Origin of the sequence: Bdellovibrio reynosensis, assembly GCF_022814725.1 — a bacterium.
Classification (GTDB): domain Bacteria; phylum Bdellovibrionota; class Bdellovibrionia; order Bdellovibrionales; family Bdellovibrionaceae; genus Bdellovibrio; species Bdellovibrio reynosensis.
In genome coordinates this window covers 18650-38961 of sequence record NZ_CP093442.1, presented here as the reverse complement: position 1 = coordinate 38961, position 20312 = coordinate 18650, and the positions used below count along the sequence as shown (strand labels likewise).

At 42.6% G+C, this 20312-nt stretch carries 22 protein-coding genes; 6 read left to right on the top strand and 16 right to left on the bottom strand.

The annotated features are described in order from the left end of the window. Positions 1–4 precede the first annotated feature (4 nt). The 7 genes from MNR06_RS00215 to MNR06_RS00185 form a co-directional block, all read right to left on the bottom strand. A complete protein-coding gene (locus tag MNR06_RS00215) occupies positions 5–487 on the bottom strand; it encodes a hypothetical protein (RefSeq protein WP_243537817.1) in 483 nt (160 codons plus the stop codon). After that, positions 478–1227, bottom strand: coding sequence for a ParA family protein (locus MNR06_RS00210; RefSeq protein ID WP_243537816.1), 750 nt, complete (start codon positions 1225–1227; stop codon positions 478–480). Before MNR06_RS00210 ends, MNR06_RS00215 begins: the two co-directional genes overlap by 10 nt. Before the next feature lie 107 nt (positions 1228–1334). After that, positions 1335–2321 (bottom strand): lipase family protein, encoded by a 987-nt coding sequence (locus MNR06_RS00205; protein ID WP_243537815.1) that lies wholly within the window; start codon positions 2319–2321, stop codon positions 1335–1337. 50 nt (positions 2322–2371) lie between these two features. Continuing rightward, entirely contained in the window at positions 2372–4654 is a 2283-nt protein-coding gene (locus tag MNR06_RS00200) for a DNA polymerase II (RefSeq protein WP_243537814.1), read from the bottom strand. Between the two features lie 48 nt (positions 4655–4702). Beyond that, on the bottom strand, positions 4703–4969 hold the full coding sequence (locus MNR06_RS00195; protein ID WP_243537813.1) for a hypothetical protein: 267 nt from the start codon (positions 4967–4969) through the stop codon (positions 4703–4705). A gap of 46 nt (positions 4970–5015) precedes the next feature. Further along, complete coding sequence (locus tag MNR06_RS00190; protein ID WP_243537812.1) at positions 5016–6347, bottom strand: DUF1552 domain-containing protein; 1332 nt, start codon at positions 6345–6347, stop codon at positions 5016–5018. A gap of 15 nt (positions 6348–6362) precedes the next feature. After that, positions 6363–8462, bottom strand: coding sequence for a DUF1592 domain-containing protein (locus MNR06_RS00185; protein ID WP_243537811.1), 2100 nt, complete (start codon positions 8460–8462; stop codon positions 6363–6365). 142 nt (positions 8463–8604) lie between these two features. Here MNR06_RS00185 and MNR06_RS00180 point away from each other — a divergent pair, with 142 nt between their 5' ends. Beyond that, positions 8605–9339, top strand: coding sequence for a Rossmann-fold NAD(P)-binding domain-containing protein (locus tag MNR06_RS00180; RefSeq protein ID WP_243537810.1), 735 nt, complete (start codon positions 8605–8607; stop codon positions 9337–9339). Beyond that, positions 9336–10157, top strand: a complete 822-nt coding sequence (locus tag MNR06_RS00175) for a hypothetical protein (protein WP_243537809.1) — start codon at positions 9336–9338, stop codon at positions 10155–10157. Before MNR06_RS00180 ends, MNR06_RS00175 begins: the two co-directional genes overlap by 4 nt. On the opposite strand, the gene MNR06_RS00170 is transcribed toward MNR06_RS00175, so the two are convergent. The 5 genes from MNR06_RS00170 to MNR06_RS00150 all read right to left on the bottom strand — a co-directional run bounded on the left by MNR06_RS00170 (position 10158) and on the right by MNR06_RS00150 (position 13747). Beyond that, the gene (locus tag MNR06_RS00170; protein ID WP_243537808.1) at positions 10158–11189 is read right to left on the bottom strand and encodes an LLM class flavin-dependent oxidoreductase; all 1032 of its coding nucleotides are present in this window, start codon (positions 11187–11189) and stop codon (positions 10158–10160) included. Between the two features lie 90 nt (positions 11190–11279). Then, positions 11280–11627 carry a c-type cytochrome domain-containing protein gene (locus tag MNR06_RS00165; RefSeq protein ID WP_243537807.1) on the bottom strand — a complete coding sequence of 116 codons (348 nt, stop codon included), beginning with the start codon at positions 11625–11627 and terminating at the stop codon, positions 11280–11282. 1 nt (position 11628) lies between these two features. Next, a complete protein-coding gene (locus tag MNR06_RS00160) occupies positions 11629–12207 on the bottom strand; it encodes a hypothetical protein (RefSeq protein ID WP_243537806.1) in 579 nt (192 codons plus the stop codon). An 8-nt stretch (positions 12208–12215) separates the two neighbouring features. Next, positions 12216–13124 (bottom strand): hypothetical protein, encoded by a 909-nt coding sequence (locus MNR06_RS00155; protein ID WP_243537805.1) that lies wholly within the window; start codon positions 13122–13124, stop codon positions 12216–12218. Continuing rightward, on the bottom strand, positions 13124–13747 hold the full coding sequence (locus MNR06_RS00150) for a hypothetical protein (protein WP_243537804.1): 624 nt from the start codon (positions 13745–13747) through the stop codon (positions 13124–13126). Before MNR06_RS00150 ends, MNR06_RS00155 begins: the two co-directional genes overlap by 1 nt. Before the next feature lie 151 nt (positions 13748–13898). Between MNR06_RS00150 and MNR06_RS00145 the strand changes: the two genes are divergently transcribed. Beyond that, a complete protein-coding gene (locus tag MNR06_RS00145) occupies positions 13899–14660 on the top strand; it encodes a hypothetical protein (protein ID WP_243537803.1) in 762 nt (253 codons plus the stop codon). A gap of 37 nt (positions 14661–14697) precedes the next feature. Here MNR06_RS00145 and MNR06_RS00140 read toward each other — a convergent pair whose 3' ends face one another. Further along, positions 14698–14979 (bottom strand): metal-sensitive transcriptional regulator, encoded by a 282-nt coding sequence (locus MNR06_RS00140; protein WP_243537802.1) that lies wholly within the window; start codon positions 14977–14979, stop codon positions 14698–14700. 43 nt (positions 14980–15022) lie between these two features. Between MNR06_RS00140 and MNR06_RS00135 the strand changes: the two genes are divergently transcribed. Continuing rightward, positions 15023–15520 carry a hypothetical protein gene (locus MNR06_RS00135; protein WP_243537800.1) on the top strand — a complete coding sequence of 166 codons (498 nt, stop codon included), beginning with the start codon at positions 15023–15025 and terminating at the stop codon, positions 15518–15520. A 15-nt stretch (positions 15521–15535) separates the two neighbouring features. On the opposite strand, the gene MNR06_RS00130 is transcribed toward MNR06_RS00135, so the two are convergent. The 3 genes from MNR06_RS00130 to MNR06_RS00120 form a co-directional block, all read right to left on the bottom strand. Beyond that, entirely contained in the window at positions 15536–16048 is a 513-nt protein-coding gene (locus MNR06_RS00130) for a hypothetical protein (protein WP_243537799.1), read from the bottom strand. Between the two features lie 9 nt (positions 16049–16057). Further along, on the bottom strand, positions 16058–16723 hold the full coding sequence (locus MNR06_RS00125) for a DUF2959 family protein (protein ID WP_243537797.1): 666 nt from the start codon (positions 16721–16723) through the stop codon (positions 16058–16060). Positions 16724–16812: 89 nt separating this feature from the next. Further along, positions 16813–17949: a hypothetical protein gene (locus tag MNR06_RS00120; RefSeq protein WP_243537795.1), complete on the bottom strand. Its 1137-nt coding sequence runs from the start codon at positions 17947–17949 to the stop codon at positions 16813–16815. 146 nt (positions 17950–18095) lie between these two features. Between MNR06_RS00120 and MNR06_RS00115 the strand changes: the two genes are divergently transcribed. After that, positions 18096–18749, top strand: a complete 654-nt coding sequence (locus MNR06_RS00115; protein ID WP_243537794.1) for a hypothetical protein — start codon at positions 18096–18098, stop codon at positions 18747–18749. Positions 18750–18845: 96 nt separating this feature from the next. Then, positions 18846–20201: a hypothetical protein gene (locus MNR06_RS00110; protein WP_243537793.1), complete on the top strand. Its 1356-nt coding sequence runs from the start codon at positions 18846–18848 to the stop codon at positions 20199–20201. The last annotated feature ends 111 nt before the right edge of the window (positions 20202–20312 follow it).

Here is a 20312-nt window from a genome sequence, read left to right as displayed (position 1 = left end):
CGATCTACAATAAGTCGTCTAACAAAGACTTGATCTGAGATAACATGTTCGGCTGCCCTAAAGGCTTCACGGCCGTCTTAACTTCACGCGGGGCTTTAGGTTCACTTTTCTGCACGGGACGCTTTTTCTTTTCGCGCAATGAATCGGGCTTAAACGTCGGAGCCCACTTTTCAGAAATCACATGCCCCGCGCGGGCACTTTGCGTAGCGGAAGCAAAGACCTCTTCTTCAGCGTTTATCATCACGAAACGATATTGGTATTCGTACTGATACTTCAACCACACTTCGGCTGTGTACTTAATAGACTTTTTAGTTTCGATAGCTTTTAGCAGAAAGCGCTGCTGAAAACCAAACTCATCGCTGACTTCAAAAAATACGGAATCCCCGTCGCGTAAGACAACGGATAACAATTCCACATTGGTGACGACTTTATCACCAATGGGTTTTGTAGAGTCTACGAATAAAGGATTCAGATTGTTTACGCCCACATTTCCACAGCAAGATTAGCTAAGGCTTGGCCTGCAGGATTTTTCGGCGAATATTGAAGCATTGGTTTGTGATTGTGATGGGCTTCTTCAACCACGATTGAATCCGGAATGTAGTTACTAAATACCGGAATTGTATAGTTAGTACGAAGATCGTTAATAACTTTTTCTACGATCTTACGATTGCGGTACTTAGAAATAATAATCCCACGTACGTCAATTTTATGACCCAAGCCTTGATGGATATTCTTTAAAGTTTCTAGGATGAGCTCGATACCTTTTAAAGAGAAGTATTCTGGGCAAATTGGAATCACGATATCTTTTGATGCAATCAAAGCATTCACTGTCAAAAGACCCAAGGATGGCGAGCAATCAATCACGATAATATCGTAGTTGTCTTTAATCTCCGCAAGGCCGCGCTTCAAAATGCTTTCACGTCCAAATTTTGACGCCAAGATAATTTCAATACCGCTTAACATGATTTCTGAAGGAATCACGTCAAAGCCGAATGTTTCGGAAGCGACCACGGCTTCTTCGGCAGCAAGTTCCCCCGTCAAAACGTCATAAATAGTGTTTTCAAAGTCCATGTCGCCAAAGATCGAACGAGTTGCGGAAGATTGTGGGTCTAAATCCACTAGCAAAACTTTTTTGCCGTTGTGAGCCCATTGTGCAGCAACATTGATTGCTGTCGTAGTTTTAGCGACTCCGCCTTTTTGATTAATAAATGCTACGATTGATCCCATAAACCACCTCTTGATGTCGATTCTCAGATGCCAGTACTTTAGGCTAGCTTTTACCTATATTGAAGCATAAGCGATTTGAGAGATCAACTTTCAAGACAAAGGTCTAGTTAGTTTGCAATTTTTGAAATCAAGATTCTAAGCAAGCTCTTCGTGACGGCGGCTTTATCATAAGTCTCAAATGGGATGTTTACCACAGTCTCACCGTGATCAACCCCTTCAAGCTTGATGAAGTCAGCGCCCTGAAGTTTAGAACTTTGAAATGGAACCATGCCATCACTAAGATCAAAAGGTCCCTTAAATGACGTTTGCACGACACATTGACCAAGGACTTTTTTAAAACAGCCATTTGCAATGATGCTCACTGCGGGTGAGAACAAACTTGGATCGTCATTGACCACTCCGCCGACTGTGATTATTGGGACTTTCTGCAATAGCGATTGAACACTGCCAGCGTTTTCAGTCATGAAGTTATTGCGACTGACCGTCCCCAAATAGCGGATGATCTGGGGTGAAGTATTAAAATACGGAATCACCGGCTTTAACAATTTATCTAAATGCAGCGGACCTTCAAAATAAACATCTGCAACCGGGGAACCTTTAAAAGGAGTTTGCAAAAAGATAATGCCTGCTACGTTTTTTTGATGAGCAGGGAAACTTACAACCTCTTCTAATAGGGCCAAACCACCCAATGAATGGGCTATAAATACGGCTTTCCTTTTAGCCGTATTGGATTCTGCTAAAGCTCTTTGAATGGACGTTCTAATTTCAGCCACTGACTGAGACGAGCTAGATAAACGCTGACTTCTTAATCCGTATTTCTTTTCTAAAAGATTTTGCTGGGTTTCGAAGTACTCACCAGTCAATCGCGAAAAAGTGACGGAGGATCTATCATCATCATCTAGAAAAGTTTCTGAAAGGATTCCCGGGACCAAGTAAATGTCATAGCCTTTTAAAACTGAAAGTTCGGAGTTACTAAGGGATGGGATATTTAAGGAGTTATGAAAGACATCGGTCAGGTCAGCAGCAAAAACGCTGGATCCCATAAAGAAACCTAAAAGAGATATTAGAATGTGGGTTAAGTGCCTTTGCCCCATACTGTCCCCTTCATCGCAGGGATCATTTCAGAATGTCGAAGAGCTGGCAATTAGAATAATGAAAGCTGCTTCCCGCGCATTTGTTCAAAACTTTTGCCAAATAGCGCAAGAATACTATCTGCAATAGGAGCTAACTGACGAGAAATGTAATAGTCAAAATCAATATCGTCGTGTTGAAGTTCAACGGGAATGGGACCTCTTAAAGTCATTACATAACGGGGCCTGCGATGCAAAATTCCTTTTTTTTCAAAAAGAATTTTAGCCGCACGGGCATGGGGTGGAACATTTTTGACATATTCTGATAACGGTTTTGATAAGCGTTTACTAAGAACAAGGTGATCATTCAACTCTCGGTCTTCAAGCTTTTTTAAAATGGAATCAATATATTCTTGAATGTCTTCACCATAGAAAACTCGACGGACAAGCTCGTACTGAAAATTACGTGCTAGGAGCGACCAATCAGAGCGTACATACTCCATGCCGGTTAAAATGATTTCTTCGACTGTCTTTCCATCGACTTTCTTTTCCACAAGTCCGGCATACCGCTTCTTCGCGCCTTCATCCATGCCGCGAGTACTGGTAAGAATCAAAGTTTTAAAAAATTTGTCGTACTGAATTTCAAGGTGGGATTCGACCGCATAATCTTGTTTGAGTTTTTCACTTAAAAAGGCATTCACTTCATTTACGAGTTGCTTAGCCTGAATCGTATAGTCTTCGTAAGCAGGCAGTTGCACAAATAAAGAGTCTGTGTCCCCATAAAGAACGCTGAACTTTTTTTCTTCTAAGAAATCGATAACGGTTTTTAAGATCCACTGCCCGCTTCCTGTGATGCCGTTAGGAAGATCTTCATGATAAAAGCGACAGCCCGTGGATCCCATAACTCCATAAAAGCTATTCATTAAAATTTTAATCGCCTGGGACAGGTTTTCATTTTTTTCTTTTTTGGCCTGACGCCTTCTTTCTAGAAGTTCAGAAATTTTACCCGGCAAAATATGTTTGGTGCGAGAAAAGCGAAGTCCCACCGGAGTCGTCAAAGTCTCGTGATCGCGAGCAAAACGCGAAAGCGGATCAATCAAGAAAGTTCTAATCACCGTAGGATATAGACTTTTAAAATCCATCACTAGAACGTTTGAATGAATCCCCACTTTGGGATTTAGAACGAATCCACCTTTTCCAGTGCCACTGAATTCAACGTCATCAACATTAGACGCGACTAATCCTGCATCATGCAAAGAAGGCAAATAGAAATGATCAAAAGACGCTACCGACCCGCCGACTCTTTCTAAAAGAAGTCCCGAGATATAAGAGCGAGTTAATAGCAGATCGATAAGTTTGGTTTTTTCAAAGATATCTAAAACTAATACAGCATCCTTCACGTTATAACGAGCTAATGCCATTTTATCTTCACGGAAGCGGCGTTCGATCTCATCCCACTTATTTATACCCTCATCTTCGTCAATGTCTTTGGAATCACCTAAAACATCCTTTGAAACGTTATTAAGGCTGTAACTTTCAAAACTAAAGAAATTCATTTTAAGCGCGCGGGGGCCGTCTACAACAACGCGGCCTTCAAGATTCACAAACCATTCACCCCGAGCGTTTTTAAACATGTTAAAAGGACGCGTGCCACGGCCTAAAACAAGTGGAGTCTTTAATTGTTGGGACTTGTTGAATATAAAATTTAAATCAAACCCAATAACATTCCAGCCCGTGACGATGTCTGGATCAATTCTTTGCATGGCTTCTTGGAAGAATAATAGAATGCCTTTTTCGTCCTTAGAAAACTTAACGTCTGGAGTTTCAGCACCAGAACCCAACACAATGGTTCTCCGCTCATCAAATTCTTTACCTCGCGCACAATAGGCAAGTGAAAGAATTCTGCCATCTCTTCCCGTCTCGATATCAAAAGACAAAATTTTGTAATCAGGATAGTAGTTACCAGGAGTGATGTTTGGATTAATAAAAGTCAGAAGACCGTTTTTCATAACGCCGTCACCTTCCACAGTGACTTGAGCGAAAATTCGATTATCCATTAAAAAGCGGTCTAAAGGTTTTATGTCAGCTTCAAAGGTTCGTAACCCTTCGCTTTCAAATTTCCGTCTTTTATCTAATAAGATGGCTTGGCTAGAACAAGAAACTTTTTCTGCCCAGTGCCCATTGAGACTTCGGATTGAAGTGGGTTTATTGGCTTCAACGAAAAAATAATTTTGAAATTGATCAATAGTGACCAGAAAAGAACCTTGGTTTGACTGGCCATAAAGTTTAAGGACTTGGCGGTCCGCCAAATCTAAACTAGTCCCGGTAAAAATAAAGCCTTCAATGCGAGTTTGCACGACGGCTAGGATAGACGAACAGCCTTAAAAAGTACATTTTTAGTAGGACTAAGACCCTGCAGAGCGCGAAGGCATCGGTAAAACTCTCTTAAAATTATGAAGATTATAAAGTGCGGCTCGCGTTAGGTAGTCATTACCATAACTGGAAGTTCCTGGCCCCCAATGACCGTAGCCGCCCATACTGGCGATTCCGTTATTGGCAGCTCCGTATCTTCCGTTAGAAACATTTTGGAAAGACGTGTTCAAGCTTGAACTTTCATAATCAGCCGGGCTTAAACCCATGGCTTGCAAGATGGTATTAAACACCCTGTTCATTGGAACACCGACATATTCTTCAGAGAATCGCTCGCCAGCAGACGTTTCAAACGAATCTGCACACCACGGACTTACTCGCGTGCGATCCGTGTAGTCTAAAAGATAACCCGATGATTCCACCAGCGTTACCGGCTAACATACAAGGTTGATAGTTCGGACTGTGAACTTGTGATGCCTCAAGGGTGAAATGTACAAGCGAGTTATATAAATAACTTTGGTCATTGGAAGGATCCACCGCGCCAGCTAAGCCATTTACTAGTGGAGCGATGAAACCTCTGACGAAAGATCTTTGCACATCACCCATGTATTGCCAGTTCAACTGACCGTTCACTGTCGAAAACGGAATATGGCTGTGGCCTTGATGGAAATCTTCTGAAGGGTGGGTATCGAATAAATCTTCATTCACCCATCCGTTCCACATAAAGATTCTAGTAACATCACACATGATGGCTGCGACGATCATATTTGCAAATGTCGTCATTTGCGCTTCGTTCATCATGTAGATTCCAGTACTGCTAAGATTATTCATGGAACGATGGCTGCAAGTACCACCAGCTTGAGTTGTCGTACCTTGAAGACCACGTTGAATGTCAGATAAAAGGTCCATAGCATTACTTAATGCAGTTCTATCACCAGCACTGATCTGACGACTGTTACGAACCCGGGTATAGTCCTCCATGATGCCATTCATACTCGCCGCACGGGGATGAGCCGCAGTTGTTTGCGATGTTCCCGTCGTTTCCGGAAGACTTCCATTATTAAAAAGATAGTTGTAAGTTCCCCGCAAGTTATTCGCGACTAAGTTTGCGCGAACAATATTTCCTGAAGAGTCTCTGCGCCAGGACCGTCCATCATTACCAAGGACTGCCACGTCTTTACCCGAAGTATTAAATTTCGCACTGTCGCGTAAGACTTGGTCAATCGTGCGAATAGCAGAACATTGGCTAGAGTTTGCTTCGTGGTTATCATTGGCTTGGAAATTTCCGAAGATATGACCATTACCGTGCGCAATGCGTGTAGATAAATCCAAACCGCGAATGATGTTGATGCTATTGATATTAGAGTTTAGATGATTACCAAAAACTCTAGATAAGTTCGCCGTTGACGAAGTTAAGTACGATGAAAGTGGGGCATAATAAACATCACGATCACCATTCCCAGGGCTTAACGTCAATGCAGGTCTATTCATCGTCGGAAACCAGTTTGAGTGTCTGCCGTAATCAAAGTTACTTGATACACCAATATAGCGCTTTACCGCTGCACCCGATGTTGATTGCGCCCAAAGTTCCCTAGGCAAAAGCGAAACTAAAAAAGGAATAGGAAGCATTTGACCAGCACCCTGCAGAAACATTCGTCGTGACATTTTATTATACTTCATACGAACTTCCCTATCCTATTGCATAAGTCGATGGCGGAACTCGGGGTCTTGGGCCATGCTTTTAAAAAAATCTTTAAGTGATTGCGACTGTTTTAACTTTGAATAAAGGTTATTCAGGCGACAGCCTTCTTTGCTTACGTTCTCAGTTCTTTCTTCAGTAAAGCGCAAAGCTTTTTCGGAAAAACATTTCAGCGTTGAATGCTGGTTAGCCACTTGAGTTGAAAGCTCAAGCGGACCATTGGCATTAAGCCCCGGCGCAATACTCGTGCTTAAATCAACGAATGTATTTACTGGTAAATATCTATTGGTGAAAGCACCGTTTTCATCAAAGATCGGCTCTTGCACCCATGTTTTACCGAATGAATTGTAAGCTCCCAATGCATGCCCTAATGAATTTATATATTGGTGACAGTTCATGCAGGCAGTAGGATTGGTCGCATGATCATATCGCTGACGAGTCGTCATGTTGATATCCGCTGGTGGCGGTTCAAGCGCATTAGTAAGATCTGCTGGCGGATTTTCTAAAGACAGGCAAAGAATGTCTTTTCGGATTCTGATTCCACGCTTAATTGGATTAGCAAGCTCACTTCCACCCACTAACAAAGCGGCGCGCGTTAACACCCCTGCTCTTTCCCCTGACGGGAAACGAATGGCATTTGTTGGTGTCACGTTCGCAGGAGCTGGATTAGTAACGCCGTAGATACTGACTAAACGACTATCGCGCGCAAAAGAAACATTAGAAGTGAAAAGATCTAAGAATGACATGTTATTGCGATAAACGTAGGCGCTCAGGTCTTTGACTTCTTCAATCATGGCCGTACGCAAACTGGTGTCTAAGGTAATTCCGTCAGCCATATAATTTAAAGTAGCGTTATTTGTGGCAAACTGCGGAATCTTTGAAAGATGAAGCCATTCTTCCGTAAACTCTTTCATGCTATCCTGGGACTTCGTACTATCCGCCACATAATTTAAAGCACTTAAAAACGAAGCATCCGTACTTAAATCGCGGGAAGCAGCTAAGCTTATTAGCGTTTCATCAGGCATCGAGTTCCAGAACATATAGCTAAGGCGAGAGGCCACTTCGTATGAATTCATTTTTAAAAGATCAGCGGTGACAGCAGATCCTTCATTTTCAATTCTGAATAAGAAATTCGGCGCCATCAGAAATCTGAATACAACAGCATTAATACCTGCTGCATTTCTGCCAGCAGTTTCATAGGTCGTTCGATACAAGATTAACTCTTCAGAATTCAAGGGACGTCGTAAAGCGCGCAATCCGAAGTTATTAATAAAGCGATCAGAACACGCGGCAGATAAACTTGCCGTGTTAATGCTAGAACAACCTCCAGCATTAAGACCGATCATTGAAGTAACAAAAGAATTATAATAAGTACTGTTAGTAACTCGAGCGGCAACGGAATCCGCCACATCAAAATAAGCTCTCATGTGCTGCGCGACCACACTTCCATCGAAGCGTGAAAAAACGGTGTCATCGTCTTTTGGTAATGTCACGTTATTAAGAGTCTGCTCCACCGCCGTCGTCGCATTAGAAACAGACATTCCACGAGAAAGAAGATCAACCAAAGTATTTGTGTATTGTCTTTTAGATAAGCGCTTCATGGATCGCGGCAAGGAACGCGCAAGCAACGTATCCCGGGTATCACAGGCAAACGGACCAGAATCATCGGGCTGCATTTTAGAAACCCACGTATAAAGGATGTTGTACTCGTCTTGGGAAAGATCAGAACCTACCGGCATAGTTCTATTCGTCGCAGTCGCATCAGGATAATTTTTTAAGCGGTAGATCAGTTTTGATTTTGATGGATCCCCTGGAACCACAAGACTTTGCGAAATAAAAAGTTGCTCAGACTGAAAGTTTAACGGAGCAAAGGCAGCACTGCCTCCAGTTTTGTGACAAGACACACAACGAGCATTGATGATTTCAATGGCACTTTTAAATCTGGTATCATCGGGAGGTTCTGTTACGTCTTGTCCGGTAGCGGGCGATGCTGCTTGGGTAGAGTCAGGGCTGATGGCAAATTGATTAGTGCAATTTTGGAATGTGAATACCAAGCCGGTCGCAATTGCTAACTGATAGATTCTGAATAAGCGCATGCACTCTCCGTTAACCTAAGTTCTTATCGGTTTCGCAGTTAAGCCTCTAAAATGATTATTGATTTTTTCTTTGAAGCGTTTGAATCTGACGACGTTCTTGACAGCACAATCTCAATTTGAAACTAATAAATTGATGACAAAAATGAATTACCAGAAAATATGGGGAATAGTGGGCTTAGGCTGGCTCGGGCAATCTCTATCCGAGAACCTAAATTCCCACGGAGTAAAAACCTGGGGAACTCACCGCGCGGACTTTGACTGGCGGATTCATGATTTTCCGAAGCGAGCTTGCGACGTTTTATTCTTAAATACACCACCTTTGGCTGATATTTCTCCGGAAGATTTTGTCGCAAAAATTCCTGCGCGCGAGCAGATCATCTTCATTAGCTCTATTTCCGTATATGGAGATCAAAGCGGCATTCTAACTGAGAGCACTCTACCGCTCCCGAGAACTGCTAGCGGAAAATGGCTTGCAACCGTCGAACAACTTTTAATAAAAAAATTTCCGGAAGAAATAATCATCATTAGACCGGGCGGACTTATCGGTGGAAATCGTCATCCTGCTTTTCATCTTTCAAAAAGCCAATCGCCCGTTAGCGCTGATACACCCGTTAACTTAATTCATCGCGAAGATCTTATTAATATTATTTGCACGGTTTCAGAATCCTCTAAACCTCCACTAACCATCAATGCCGTAGCACCAGCTCACCCTAGGAAAGAAGATTATTACGGTGAATTGGCGAAGAAATTAGGATTAGCCCCCATTCACTTTATCAAGACCAATGAGCCCCATAAAATTATAGAGTCTGACTATTTGCTAGAGCTTTACCCTGATTGGGTTTACCCTAACCTTAATGGAGACTTCGCTCTTTCATGAAATTAGTCTTTTCACTTTTATTTTCGCTTTCGATTCTTGGATGTCAGCACATCCCAAGAAGTCCTGCTTCAGAAGAAACGCAGCTAAGACCCCTATCTATTCATGAAACCCCAAACGGCATCGCCAATCGCCATGCGCTGCTTGTAGTACATGCAACCACAGAATTCGATACGACGAAAACTGCGGCTGCCGGCATTGATCAACTTGTTCAGGATTTTAAATCCCAAGGCCGACCAGTTATATACCTTGTAAGCGATCAAAGTGAAAAAGGTAATTCGCGTTGGTATACAGCTGACCGCTCCCCAGACTTTGCAATATTCTCTGAAGGTGGCGAACACAATCTGCCTATCAGGGCTAATGAAGTTACTGTTGCAGGTGGATTTTTCGGAAGTACTGACACGCTCAACGGCTGTCAGACCCTAGCGGTGAAAGATGCGATTCGCATGCATTTTGAATCCTCAGAAGAACCATTCACAGTGCACATCCCGCTTAAGGCAACTTACACCTATACAGAATGGGAAGCCTTTCGCCAGGAAATGTTGAATACGGGGAAATTAAATTTAGATGTTTTTGCCTTAGCTAAATATCCCTTCGCATCCGTCTTTTTCCTAAGAGAGGGCAATGATGGCGCCGGCGATGACGGTAACGAACAAAACTTCGCGCACTCTTATAATGGTAACGAGAATCAAAGTTACCGCCGCGGTGAAGAAGTCAGCCGCGACAAATATCAATTCCGATTTTATATTAACGACAGGCTGATTGAATCCGTCAGTGGCCCTGGCAAAAGAATCGTAAACATCAAGTTAGAAACGCGCTAATTAAAGTCCCGCACGTACTAACGGCACAACTTCTTTCCCGTAAAGCTCTATACACTTCATCAGATTTTCGTGGGGAATCGTCCCGTGACTGTATTTTAAATCAAAACGCGACAATTCAAGAATCTTAATAGCGTTGATAATTTTCTTAGCTACGGTTTGCGGCGAACCCACAAACAAAGCACCATCTGATCCGCAACCAAGTTCAAATTGTTCTCGAGTGATTGGTGGCCAGCCGCGTTCTCTGCCAATTCTTGAAACCATCGCACGATAGTGAGGCCAGCACTCGTCTTTAGCTTGCTCGTCAGTCGCTGCTACATAACCTGGCGAATGAACACCAATCATCGGCGCATCTTCGAACCCCGATTGTTTTAATGATTTTTTGTAAAGATCAACAAAGGGCTTAAATGCCGCATACTCCCCGCCGATAATCGCAAGCATCAACGGCATTCCATAGTGGGCGGCACGACGAACCGATTGCGGAGTTCCCCCCACCGCGATCCAAGTGCGCAGCGGAGCTTTTTCTAATTTAGGATAAACATCCTGATCTTTTAAAGGTGTGCGAGTTTTACCCTGCCAAGTGACTGGCGTATTTTTAATAAGCTTAGCAAAAAGCTGCAACTTTTCTTCAAACAACACTTCATACTGATTTAGATCAAAACCAAAAAGTGGAAAGGATTCAATGAAGGATCCACGGCCGACGATCACTTCGGCGCGACCATTCGAAATAGCATCTAATGTAGAGAATCTTTCAAACACACGTATAGGATCGTCGGAACTTAGAACCGTCACTGCGGAACCTAGGCGTATTTTTTTAGTTAGTGTTGCGATGCCAGCAAGGACAATCTCTGGAGCTGACACAGTGAAATCATCACGGTGATGTTCACCGACGCCGAAGAAATCAAGACCGACTTGATCAGCAAACACTCCTTCAGCAACTATGTTTCGCAAAACCTGCGCTTGATGCAAAGTTCTGCCGTTTTCATCGTAAGTAACATCACCAAAGGTATCTAATCCAAATTCAATCTGCTTCATAGAAACAGAAAAGCACAATCTGCTGAGCTACTCCATGCTCAGCGTGTCTAGCAGGCAAAAATACATTGCCCGCAAAAGCTTCTTTATTCTTTAAGGCGCTCCGATTTCAATCCACTTTCTGATGACCGAAATTTCTTCTGGTGTCAAAGCATCGTAGCCGTCTTCTTCAGGCGGCATACGTTTGTCGTCAGTTCGCTCAAACGAAATAATCAATCCTGATTCATCCGGGTTGCCCGGTATTACAAGCTCTAAGGGGCTGTTCAACAAAGAATTCTTATCAAGCAGAACTCTTTTTCCATCCCCGCCCGCATAATGACAATCAGTGCATGTCTTTTGAAAAACCAAACGATCAATGGATTCAAATGTCGGTTCAAGCACTTCTGCATGAGCCAGGTTTACATTTGAAAAAAGGAAAAAGATCGCGATGAGCGCTTTCATGCTACGGCACCATTTCCGCTGAAATAAATGATCCATCTAATTTTAGGTAGACCAAAAGAGTTTCGGTGGTCAGAGTAGACTTCATTTTGCCAATAGCCACGTCAACACCATCCAAAACACCCTTTTCCAACATTATAGAGGATAATGCTGAATCAAATAACGCAACCTTCGGATCCATGTTGTTTTCTAACACGTAGTGAAGCGCATTCTCGGTTAACGAAACGGCGTCTTTTTCTGGCCAGTTTTTTGATACGCCAGCGCTGCCTGAAGAGGAAACTTGATATGACAAAGCCTTACCGTTGCCGTCTAAAAGAACCTCAAGTTTTAGAGGTTCCCCGGCTACTGGAGCCGTTTGTGTTGAAATAGACTTAAAGACTGCAGGCGATTGGTTTTGCAATACTTCAACTTCAATTGTTTCAAGTGAAGTTAAAAAAGACGAATCAATTTTACCTAAAGTAACCAAGCGATCAATTCTGTGAGCTGTAAGTTCAGCCGCTTTCGCTACAGAAACCGTCGCTTCTTGGGCAAGACCTACTGATGAAAATGAAAAAACCAGCAATGAAAGAATTAAAGATTTCATAAATCCTCCTACGGATACGCCAAACATTTATTAGATTTAAAAGCTAAGGGATCTAGGGCCATGCGCCCATATTCAATACCAACTTTACGCATATTTTCAGGTGCTACTTTTGATGAGGTTAAGATGTCACTGACGATATCATGTAGCATATGGTTGTTATCAAAAGAAGCTGCGATCAAAGGAAAGGCTTTTGAAAACTGCGGAGCTTCGATACGAGTTTCTGGCATCATATCAAACTCTGCAGAGTCCGGAAGATCACTGATAAGCTGCCAGAATTGATTCACAGTCTTTTGAACCGCAAGATCCCTTTGCGCTTTTGTCGGCAACATCAAATCTTCATAAAGACGGATTTGAAACCAATGATACGACCAAATCAGTAAGTTGAAGCTTGGATAATTACGACGGAATTCTTTTGAAAAGTAATGCCCGTCCATAAAAAGCATAGTCTTGCAGACATCCGTAATCGCCAAGGCTTTGTTCGCTTTATATTGTGCAAAGATTTCGTTCACTCGATGATTGAAAGGTTCGCCATCTTTTCTTATAGCCATAGCATCAAGCACAAATTGATGAAGCATATGTGACCAATCAAATGCACTGACCATCAAAGGAAACGTGTAAACATACTCTGGCGCAATATCATCTTCATCCACTTTAACATTTGGTGGATTTTTAAGAATGCTTTGAATGTCTGAAAGAATTTGTTTTTCAAAAGCGCGAGGATTCTTGATCTCCCCTTTATTATGAATAAGACGCTCGTAAACTAAAGCATGCCCATAATCAAAAGCGTAAAGAAGTCTTTGCGCTTCAGGATAAAGATTCCCGAACTGATAAGCTTCTTTAGGCAGTGGATACCAAGAAGGTGCAGCGAATGAAGATGGTGTCGAAATAAAAATTAAAGCGAATAATAAGTACTTCATCATGCACCTCTATCTACTAGAACCATGTTGAATTCATTCCAGCGGTAACGAATTTTAGCATCAACTGGCAGCATAATTGTGGGATCTTTAATTTCATAATGAATATATGTATCCCAGTTTTCCTCTTTGCCTCCTACCTCTGGCCATCCCGGCTTCTTAGGCCCTTGGCAGCTGTAATCGTTAGCAACAAGGTAAACACGAATCACAAACTCAGGAAAAAGGGGGGAAGAATCTTTTTGACCGTATCTATTGTCCTGACCTGAGATAAACATGCATGTTAGAGGCAATCTTTCGCCGTTAATTTCCATATACGATCCATCTTTAAAGAAGATGCGATCCCAGAAATTGCGGTAGAAATAAACGGGGCTACTCGCCATATGAATGTCAGAAATAATCGGTAGCTGATAAGCTGGCTCAGCAAATTCAAAAGAATAGGTGATCGAAGATTTCATTCCAGGAAATGGCACCATAAATTCTGCGGCGGTTCTAACTTTTAGAGTAAGATTGCGATAATCTTGTGCCGTTTCCACAGTTTTTTCTGGAACACTCGCATGGGAAGCCTGGGATGGGCTTATAGACAAAATGCCCGCGATCATTACTGTTATTGCTAATAATTGGTTCACGAATCCCCCTTCTAAAACGCCATGAATTATACCCACTGGGGGTATTTGACAACTTTTATTAATACGCTTCTTGACGCGATGTTTTCCACTCGCTTCCGATACCCCGTTAGGGTATTTGATCATTCTTTGAAATTAATAAGGAGTTCAAGCAATGAAACAACTATTAGCAATCTGCTTACTTTTAATCGGCACGATGGGCTTAACATCGGCACACGCTCACGGTGGGGCAAGCCGCGTGGAAATCGAAGCTGAAGTACAAGGCCCGGTCAACGCAGGAACTGTATTGTTTAACTTTGATCTTTTTGACGACGAAACGCATAAGGCTATCGGCGAACAAGATTTGGTTGAAACTCACACTAAAAAACTTCACGTCATTGTTTATGACTCTTCACTTAACGAATTCAATCACGTGCACCCTACTTTCAATGGCACAAACTGGACTGCAGAGTTAACTCTACCAGTGAACGGAAAATACTTTTTCTGGGCACAAGGTGCTTTAAAAAACGGACCAGAGTTTTCAACTTACATCAGAACCGAAGTACAAGGTGGAACAGCTGAAATCCCTGTGAAACCGGTTGGCGACAAGCGCACTGAGACTGTCAACGGCACAACTTTAACTCTGCAAAATACCAAAGTAACTGCAGGCAAAATGGTGATGATCAATTTTGAAATCACTAGAGCTGATGGCCAATCTCCTGAGATCACACCTTATCTTGGTGCATTTGCCCACGTGATAGCGGTTTCTCCAGACGGAGCAAGCCTTATCCACGTACACCCTATGAAGGGACGTGCAGCTAATACTGGAATGTTACACGCAACATTCCCGAAACCTGGTGATTACAGAGTTTGGGTGCAATTCATTGATAAAGGTGAATTAAAAACAGTTCCACTATCGGTATCAGTTGGAAAATAAGAATTAAAAAAGGGCCTCATCGGGGCCCTTTTTTTTGCTATCGCTGTACAAGATTCATTATCTCTTCGATTTTACTTCCGACTTCTTTTTCGTCTTTAGACTTAATCGCCGTTTTAACACAGCCATGAATGTGGCTTTTCATAATCTCAGCTTCAATCGACTCAAGCGCTTTTGAAGCGGCTCGCAGCTGAATCAGAATATCAGGACAATAACGTCTTTCATCGATCATCTTTTCGATTCCATCAATTTGGCCGCGAACGCGATTCAGGCGTTTTTTATGAATTCCATGATCAGGATGAGATGACGTTATCTTTTTCATACCGCTCTCATATCTCAGTCATAGTACGGTGGCAATCACAAGCATGCGCAAGGTCATACTATTTGCATTTATATCAGCTTTAAATAGCGAAATTATTCCTAAGTTTGGCTATCATCAAGTTATGACCTATCTAAAATTCATTACTGCCATTCTATTCCTTTCCTCCTCCATTGCCTTAGCCCACGGTGAAGAAAAGCCAGGGCCCCATAGTGGTAGTATTCGGATGCCAGGGGCATTTCACGTTGAACTTATTTTAAATGATGATCAGAGTGCGAAGATTTACCTGTCTGATATTAACTTCCAAAATCCAACGGTTCAGAACTCAAGTGTTAAAATGGCAGCAAAGGATGGGAAGGCAGTGATTCCATTTGCGTGCTCCCCGGCAGCGGATCATTTTCAATGTGTACCTTCAAAAAGATTTTCTAAAAAAGCAGAAATAGTAATTCAAGCTGCTCGAGATGGAAAAGTGGGCCAAGAAGCAAGGTACAAACTGCCTTTGAAGTTTAATCAAAAATCCTCTGGCGGACATTCCCACCATTAAAGTCTATTTTGAAAATTATTTTTTATTAGGATCGAAGGACTTTTTAGCGATCGACAGGAACAAGGCATTTTCGGTTTTCTTGTCGGCTTTTACTTTTTTCGCTGTGACTTTCTTTTTCGCGCGCGGAACTTTTTCATCGGACTTCGATAAAGATTCGCTCTTCATCGGAATTCCCAATAACGGATTTCCCTTTTGGACTTCGCGCATGAATTGTTTTACTTCGTCTTCGAAGTCTTCGTGTTCTGCAGGGATGTAAAGCCAATCTTTATTGGCAGGATGATTTTCTAAAAATAAATACTTTAGGAAAAAGGCGTTCTGTCTAATTTTTAAAACCGGAAAAATAGCGCCGTTCCAAAGTTCAAAGGGGTAACTCACCCCTTTATGTTCATATAGGCCTTTTCGCTCTACAAGGATCATTACCAGGTTCATATCCACGTAATAGGCCAGGCCCCCATGCTTAGGCACGGCATCATATCCCAACGGCAGAAGTTCTTCGATCCAAGCTAAATTTGAAAGGACATGTTCCATCAATAAAATCTATTCTATGGTTTTTGCGAAATCTTCAGCTTGAGAAATAGACTTATTCATATCCTTAATCAAGGACTCAATATCATTTTGAATCTTATTTGATTCTACTTTTAGCCCCGCAATGGCTTTAGAATTTAAATTGTGTTTAAGATATAAAACGTGATCACTTAATTTTTTTAAGACCGGGTCCATTCGGGCTTCAGATGACTTCAAAGAAGCATGAAAAACTTTATAGCGTTCCCGGGTTTCTTTCAGTCGAGCTGAACTTTTTGATCTTAAATCCGCCGACGACATCCCGCTGATTTCCTCTTGCCATTCTTCAAAAAGATTTTCAGCGGTGGTTTCTAAGGTTTTAACTCTTTCGTGAACAGCTTCGACTTCTTCTTTTGAATCCTCAAAACTTGAATTTAAAGACTTGTATTGTTTTTCTAAGTTGCCACCATCCACAGCGTAAATTTTCTGAAGCTTTTCCAAAGCATCTTCAAAAGCCTCGCCGGCATCTTCTTGGCTGTTCTTAACTTTCTTAACGTCTTTTTTAAAGAGATCGCGCTTTTCAACACCCACCATCTCGTAGGCTGAATACTTCACTTCGTTTTTTGCTTTTTGGACCATGCTTTGACAGCCAATAAGGCCCAAGCTTGCGACGGTTAGAGCCAATAATGCGTTTAGTTTCATAGAGGATCCTCCGGAACTAAACGCTAATACGAGAGCTGAAATGATTCAAATCAATCGCCAAGAACCCATGTGCTTTGGCAATAGTAAAATCACAGCTTTAAGAACGCTGAAATCTCGGAGGTGTTAGCGCGATCAAGATTCATCTCTTTGATCGCGCGCTGAACGGCTCTGATCATGCGTTTATCATGTACAGGATCTTTTTGATCAGCTTCAGCCCAGAAAAAATTGCTCCAGCCTTTTTCTGCTGAAATCGCTGTGGATTCTTTAGCAAGATTCCGCATGATAGATTTCATCAATGCGATACCTAGAAGTTTTTGATCTCTATATACATTGGAGCCATCAATATAAGTCGCCTTTTGCAAATTCGTACTTAACGAAAATTGAACATTCTTGTTGGACTCTGACAGGTAAGCCAGGCGATCCCACATAAAATTATAGTTCACTGCAAAGACCTCTTCTTGTAATTGTCTGGCTGTAGCTGGAAGCGGAGTTAAACCATTACTGCGTAAAGCGCCTAATCTAACAACTCTTTCGCCCCATGCAGCCATTCCCTCTAGGAACCAACTGCGCTTAAACATGGTGTAGCCGTATTCATACAAGTGAAATAACTCGTGGGCACCAACTGTCCATCCACCTGGGAATGCCTCTAGCTTGTTAGACAAATCAATTCGCAATGTGCAGGCATTTTTCTTTAATGGATTGTTTGAATAAACTGTCGCTTCATCATACGCAAGACCGTTACCTGATAGGTTTCTGACATGCACATCAATATATTGCACACCGTAGGCTTTATATCGCGGGCTTTGCACCGGATCCATAAAACCAAGTTCGTTCAATCCCGCCCTAGCGGCGACAATTTGACGGGCGATATCTTCGACATAGTCTGGATGTTTGTTTTTATTTTTATCAGCCAAATATTTGACTGCATCTGGGTTCGCAGCATCGGTGCTATAAAAAACTCGCACGCCCTGCAGTTCATACATTTTAGTAAGCTTTGCCACGTAGGATGATTTTAATACTATGCAGGCAGGCTTCTGAGGCGTCACCGTTGTTGCCTTCATCGACATAGCTTCGTCAAAGGCTACTTCTTCTTCTAAACTAGCTAGTTCTGCTTCAGCCTCATCATGGTCATGGCTTACACCCAAGTCAGCGGGGTTTTGCCCGGCACAATTTTGAAAAGTAACAACCGTGATCAAAGCCGCCGCTATCAACAACACAAATCTCATAATAATACTCTACCCCAGTCTAGACTTATCGGTTGTTCGGGGACTTAACTTAAAGGAATCCGGGTGGCCCTTCTGGGGTTTTATTGCTCCTGGCCAATTAGTAATAGCAGGTTGCTCCCAACTGAAAATTAGATTCAGATGGGCCCATGGGAAAAAAAGCTCTTCTACTTAGTCTTCTTATCGTTGTTGGTTTTTTCGTTTTCTTTTTATCAAAGAAAAATGAAGTACAAGATAATACTCCGGGAACATATTCCGCTGCGATAGTCACTGCAGAAAATCCTGCAACTACTGATCAAATGAAAGCTCCTGCTGCCACTGCGATCAGTGACGACTCGAAAACCACTGCAGAATTTAAGCAATGGTTTTCTAGTGAAGCTGAAAACGTAGAAAAATCTGCGAGCAACCCTAAAGTCAAAGAACTAGAACTGCGCGAGCGCGTTTACAATATGCAAGCTGACGAAATTAGGTTTCTAGGAAAACAAAGTGTCGACATGTCAGGGCCCGCAAAACAAAGAATCCTTGCAACTTATCTTCTTACGATTGCACCGAACAAAACTGCTGAGACTTTATTTTTCGTGATGGAAGCTCCACTTCAGATCACTGGGGACGCTCAAGTTCACTCGACCGATGAGACTTTATCAGCCCAAGAACACAGTCTTCGTCGCATGGCCATCGATGCATTAATTGAAAAAGCCCGCCAAGATCCCCGCTTTAAAAACCAGTTAAACGACAGAATTCCGCGCATTGAAAACATTGCATTACAGGATTATGCAAAGCGCAGAATCAGAGAGCTAAAATAATGAATTAATGCGCCCCGCAAAGGCACTTTTTTGGTGCCAGCTTGCCCCTTTGTAATAGGATCGTCCGCGACGTATTTTTAAAAACGAGGGGGTTTTATGAAAATACTTTTATCGGCTATAAGTTTCATTCTTGCGGGCATGGGTTCTTCTGCCTTCGCAGCAGAGTGTGTTTCACAAAAAGAGATGGCAGAAATTGCTTCTCACTTTTCTCAGTTTAAAAATCTAGCGACGAAAGAATACTGTTACGATGGATCGCAAACCGCGAATTTAATCGCGACAGTGATGTACATGCGTAAGACAGCTTTTGCAGCTGACATGAAACCAAGCCAAGATGAGCTATTCTCTGGCCGTTTTGCGCAAAGCTGGTATCAATATTTTATCGGCCGCATTGATGAGATGGATGTTCAAGCAAGCTGCCCTAAAGGCGTTGGTGCCTTTGTTTACGGCTGGGGCAACACTATGTACGTGTGCCCGATGATGTTAACAGATAGTTTTTCGGCGATTGATCGTGCCAGCGTATTTATGCATGAAGCCCGTCACATCGACGGCTTTCCACACATCACTTGCCGAAGTGGAGCTAGAAAAAATCTAGCTGGCGCTTGTGATAATAGAATTTCTGACGGCGGTTCTTACGCGGTAACGGTTGAAACCTACGCACAACTTGCAAAATATGCGACGGATCTTCACCCGGCTTTGCGCGCTTATTCTATGGCGACAGCTGCTACTTACGCTGAAGAAACATTTGAAGTTCCGGCGCGAGTGAATCACCAAGACAATCTTCTTTTAATGGCTGAATCCCGCGATCTATTCTTAATGGATGTGCAAAATGCTTTCCGCATGGAAGCTCAAGGCCAAACACCTGCTTTAGGTCACCTTGTTCTGCGTGGTCAGCACATGATTCTATTCCCGGATGATAAGGCGCAAACGGCTCGCTACCTATTCACTAAAAACGCGGGCGAAATCGCGCAATCTGCGGGTGATGCTGTGGTAGAGTACAATTCTAAATCTGCAGCTGAACGAAGCCGTTTAGTTGATTTGCATATCGCCGCTCAATGGGTAGGAAAAATCTATACCGATAAAGTGAACTTGGCATGTGATCCCCGTTCAGCAGCGGCAACGGACTTAAGTTTCAATGGCGTGACCGCTGTTGGAATCTTGTATATTAACGGTTACACAAGAACTGCGGATGTGCATTACGTAATGACTTCGACTGGGACTATCTATGAATTTGGCTGCCCAGGGGGCCGACCGACGTTACGTCCTTCATCAGTCAAATTAGATCAAAGGTACAAGCGCGTTCATAAGGTTGGTAATAAGGTCATGGCTTTGACATTTGATGGCTTGTTATACCAAATCAATGGTACTCAAGAAGCGCCGGTTAAGACCTCTATTGACGGTCATATTCACGAAATCGTGCCTCATCAGACTTATCAGTTCCTAGAAATGCATTAAAAGCTTTATAGAAAGAGGCTCGTGTTGAACAATCAGCCAGCCTCTTGAAAGTGTTATACGCTATCAATAAGCGTTAGCAGTTTCTTTGCGTAGGGACTAAATTCATAGTCC

Excerpts from the sequence above, each read along its gene's own strand:
- MNR06_RS00130 (WP_243537799.1), bottom strand. The coding sequence starts at position 16,048 with ATGGAACATGTCCTTTCAAATTTAGCTTGGATCGAAGAACTTCTGCCG.
- MNR06_RS00115 (WP_243537794.1), top strand. The coding sequence starts at position 18,096 with ATGGGAAAAAAAGCTCTTCTACTTAGTCTTCTTATCGTTGTTGGTTTT.
- MNR06_RS00210 (WP_243537816.1), bottom strand. The coding sequence starts at position 1,227 with ATGGGATCAATCGTAGCATTTATTAATCAAAAAGGCGGAGTCGCTAAA.
- MNR06_RS00155 (WP_243537805.1), bottom strand. The coding sequence starts at position 13,124 with ATGAAGTACTTATTATTCGCTTTAATTTTTATTTCGACACCATCTTCA.
- MNR06_RS00145 (WP_243537803.1), top strand. The coding sequence starts at position 13,899 with ATGAAACAACTATTAGCAATCTGCTTACTTTTAATCGGCACGATGGGC.
- MNR06_RS00120 (WP_243537795.1), bottom strand. The coding sequence starts at position 17,949 with ATGAGATTTGTGTTGTTGATAGCGGCGGCTTTGATCACGGTTGTTACT.
- MNR06_RS00165 (WP_243537807.1), bottom strand. The coding sequence starts at position 11,627 with ATGAAAGCGCTCATCGCGATCTTTTTCCTTTTTTCAAATGTAAACCTG.
- MNR06_RS00185 (WP_243537811.1), bottom strand. The coding sequence starts at position 8,462 with ATGCGCTTATTCAGAATCTATCAGTTAGCAATTGCGACCGGCTTGGTA.
- MNR06_RS00135 (WP_243537800.1), top strand. The coding sequence starts at position 15,023 with ATGCGCAAGGTCATACTATTTGCATTTATATCAGCTTTAAATAGCGAA.
- MNR06_RS00170 (WP_243537808.1), bottom strand. The coding sequence starts at position 11,189 with ATGAAGCAGATTGAATTTGGATTAGATACCTTTGGTGATGTTACTTAC.
- MNR06_RS00175 (WP_243537809.1), top strand. The coding sequence starts at position 9,336 with ATGAAATTAGTCTTTTCACTTTTATTTTCGCTTTCGATTCTTGGATGT.
- MNR06_RS00160 (WP_243537806.1), bottom strand. The coding sequence starts at position 12,207 with ATGAAATCTTTAATTCTTTCATTGCTGGTTTTTTCATTTTCATCAGTA.
- MNR06_RS00125 (WP_243537797.1), bottom strand. The coding sequence starts at position 16,723 with ATGAAACTAAACGCATTATTGGCTCTAACCGTCGCAAGCTTGGGCCTT.
- MNR06_RS00205 (WP_243537815.1), bottom strand. The coding sequence starts at position 2,321 with ATGGGGCAAAGGCACTTAACCCACATTCTAATATCTCTTTTAGGTTTC.
- MNR06_RS00110 (WP_243537793.1), top strand. The coding sequence starts at position 18,846 with ATGAAAATACTTTTATCGGCTATAAGTTTCATTCTTGCGGGCATGGGT.
- MNR06_RS00180 (WP_243537810.1), top strand. The coding sequence starts at position 8,605 with ATGAATTACCAGAAAATATGGGGAATAGTGGGCTTAGGCTGGCTCGGG.
- MNR06_RS00190 (WP_243537812.1), bottom strand. The coding sequence starts at position 6,347 with ATGAAGTATAATAAAATGTCACGACGAATGTTTCTGCAGGGTGCTGGT.
- MNR06_RS00140 (WP_243537802.1), bottom strand. The coding sequence starts at position 14,979 with ATGAAAAAGATAACGTCATCTCATCCTGATCATGGAATTCATAAAAAA.
- MNR06_RS00195 (WP_243537813.1), bottom strand. The coding sequence starts at position 4,969 with ATGAACAGGGTGTTTAATACCATCTTGCAAGCCATGGGTTTAAGCCCG.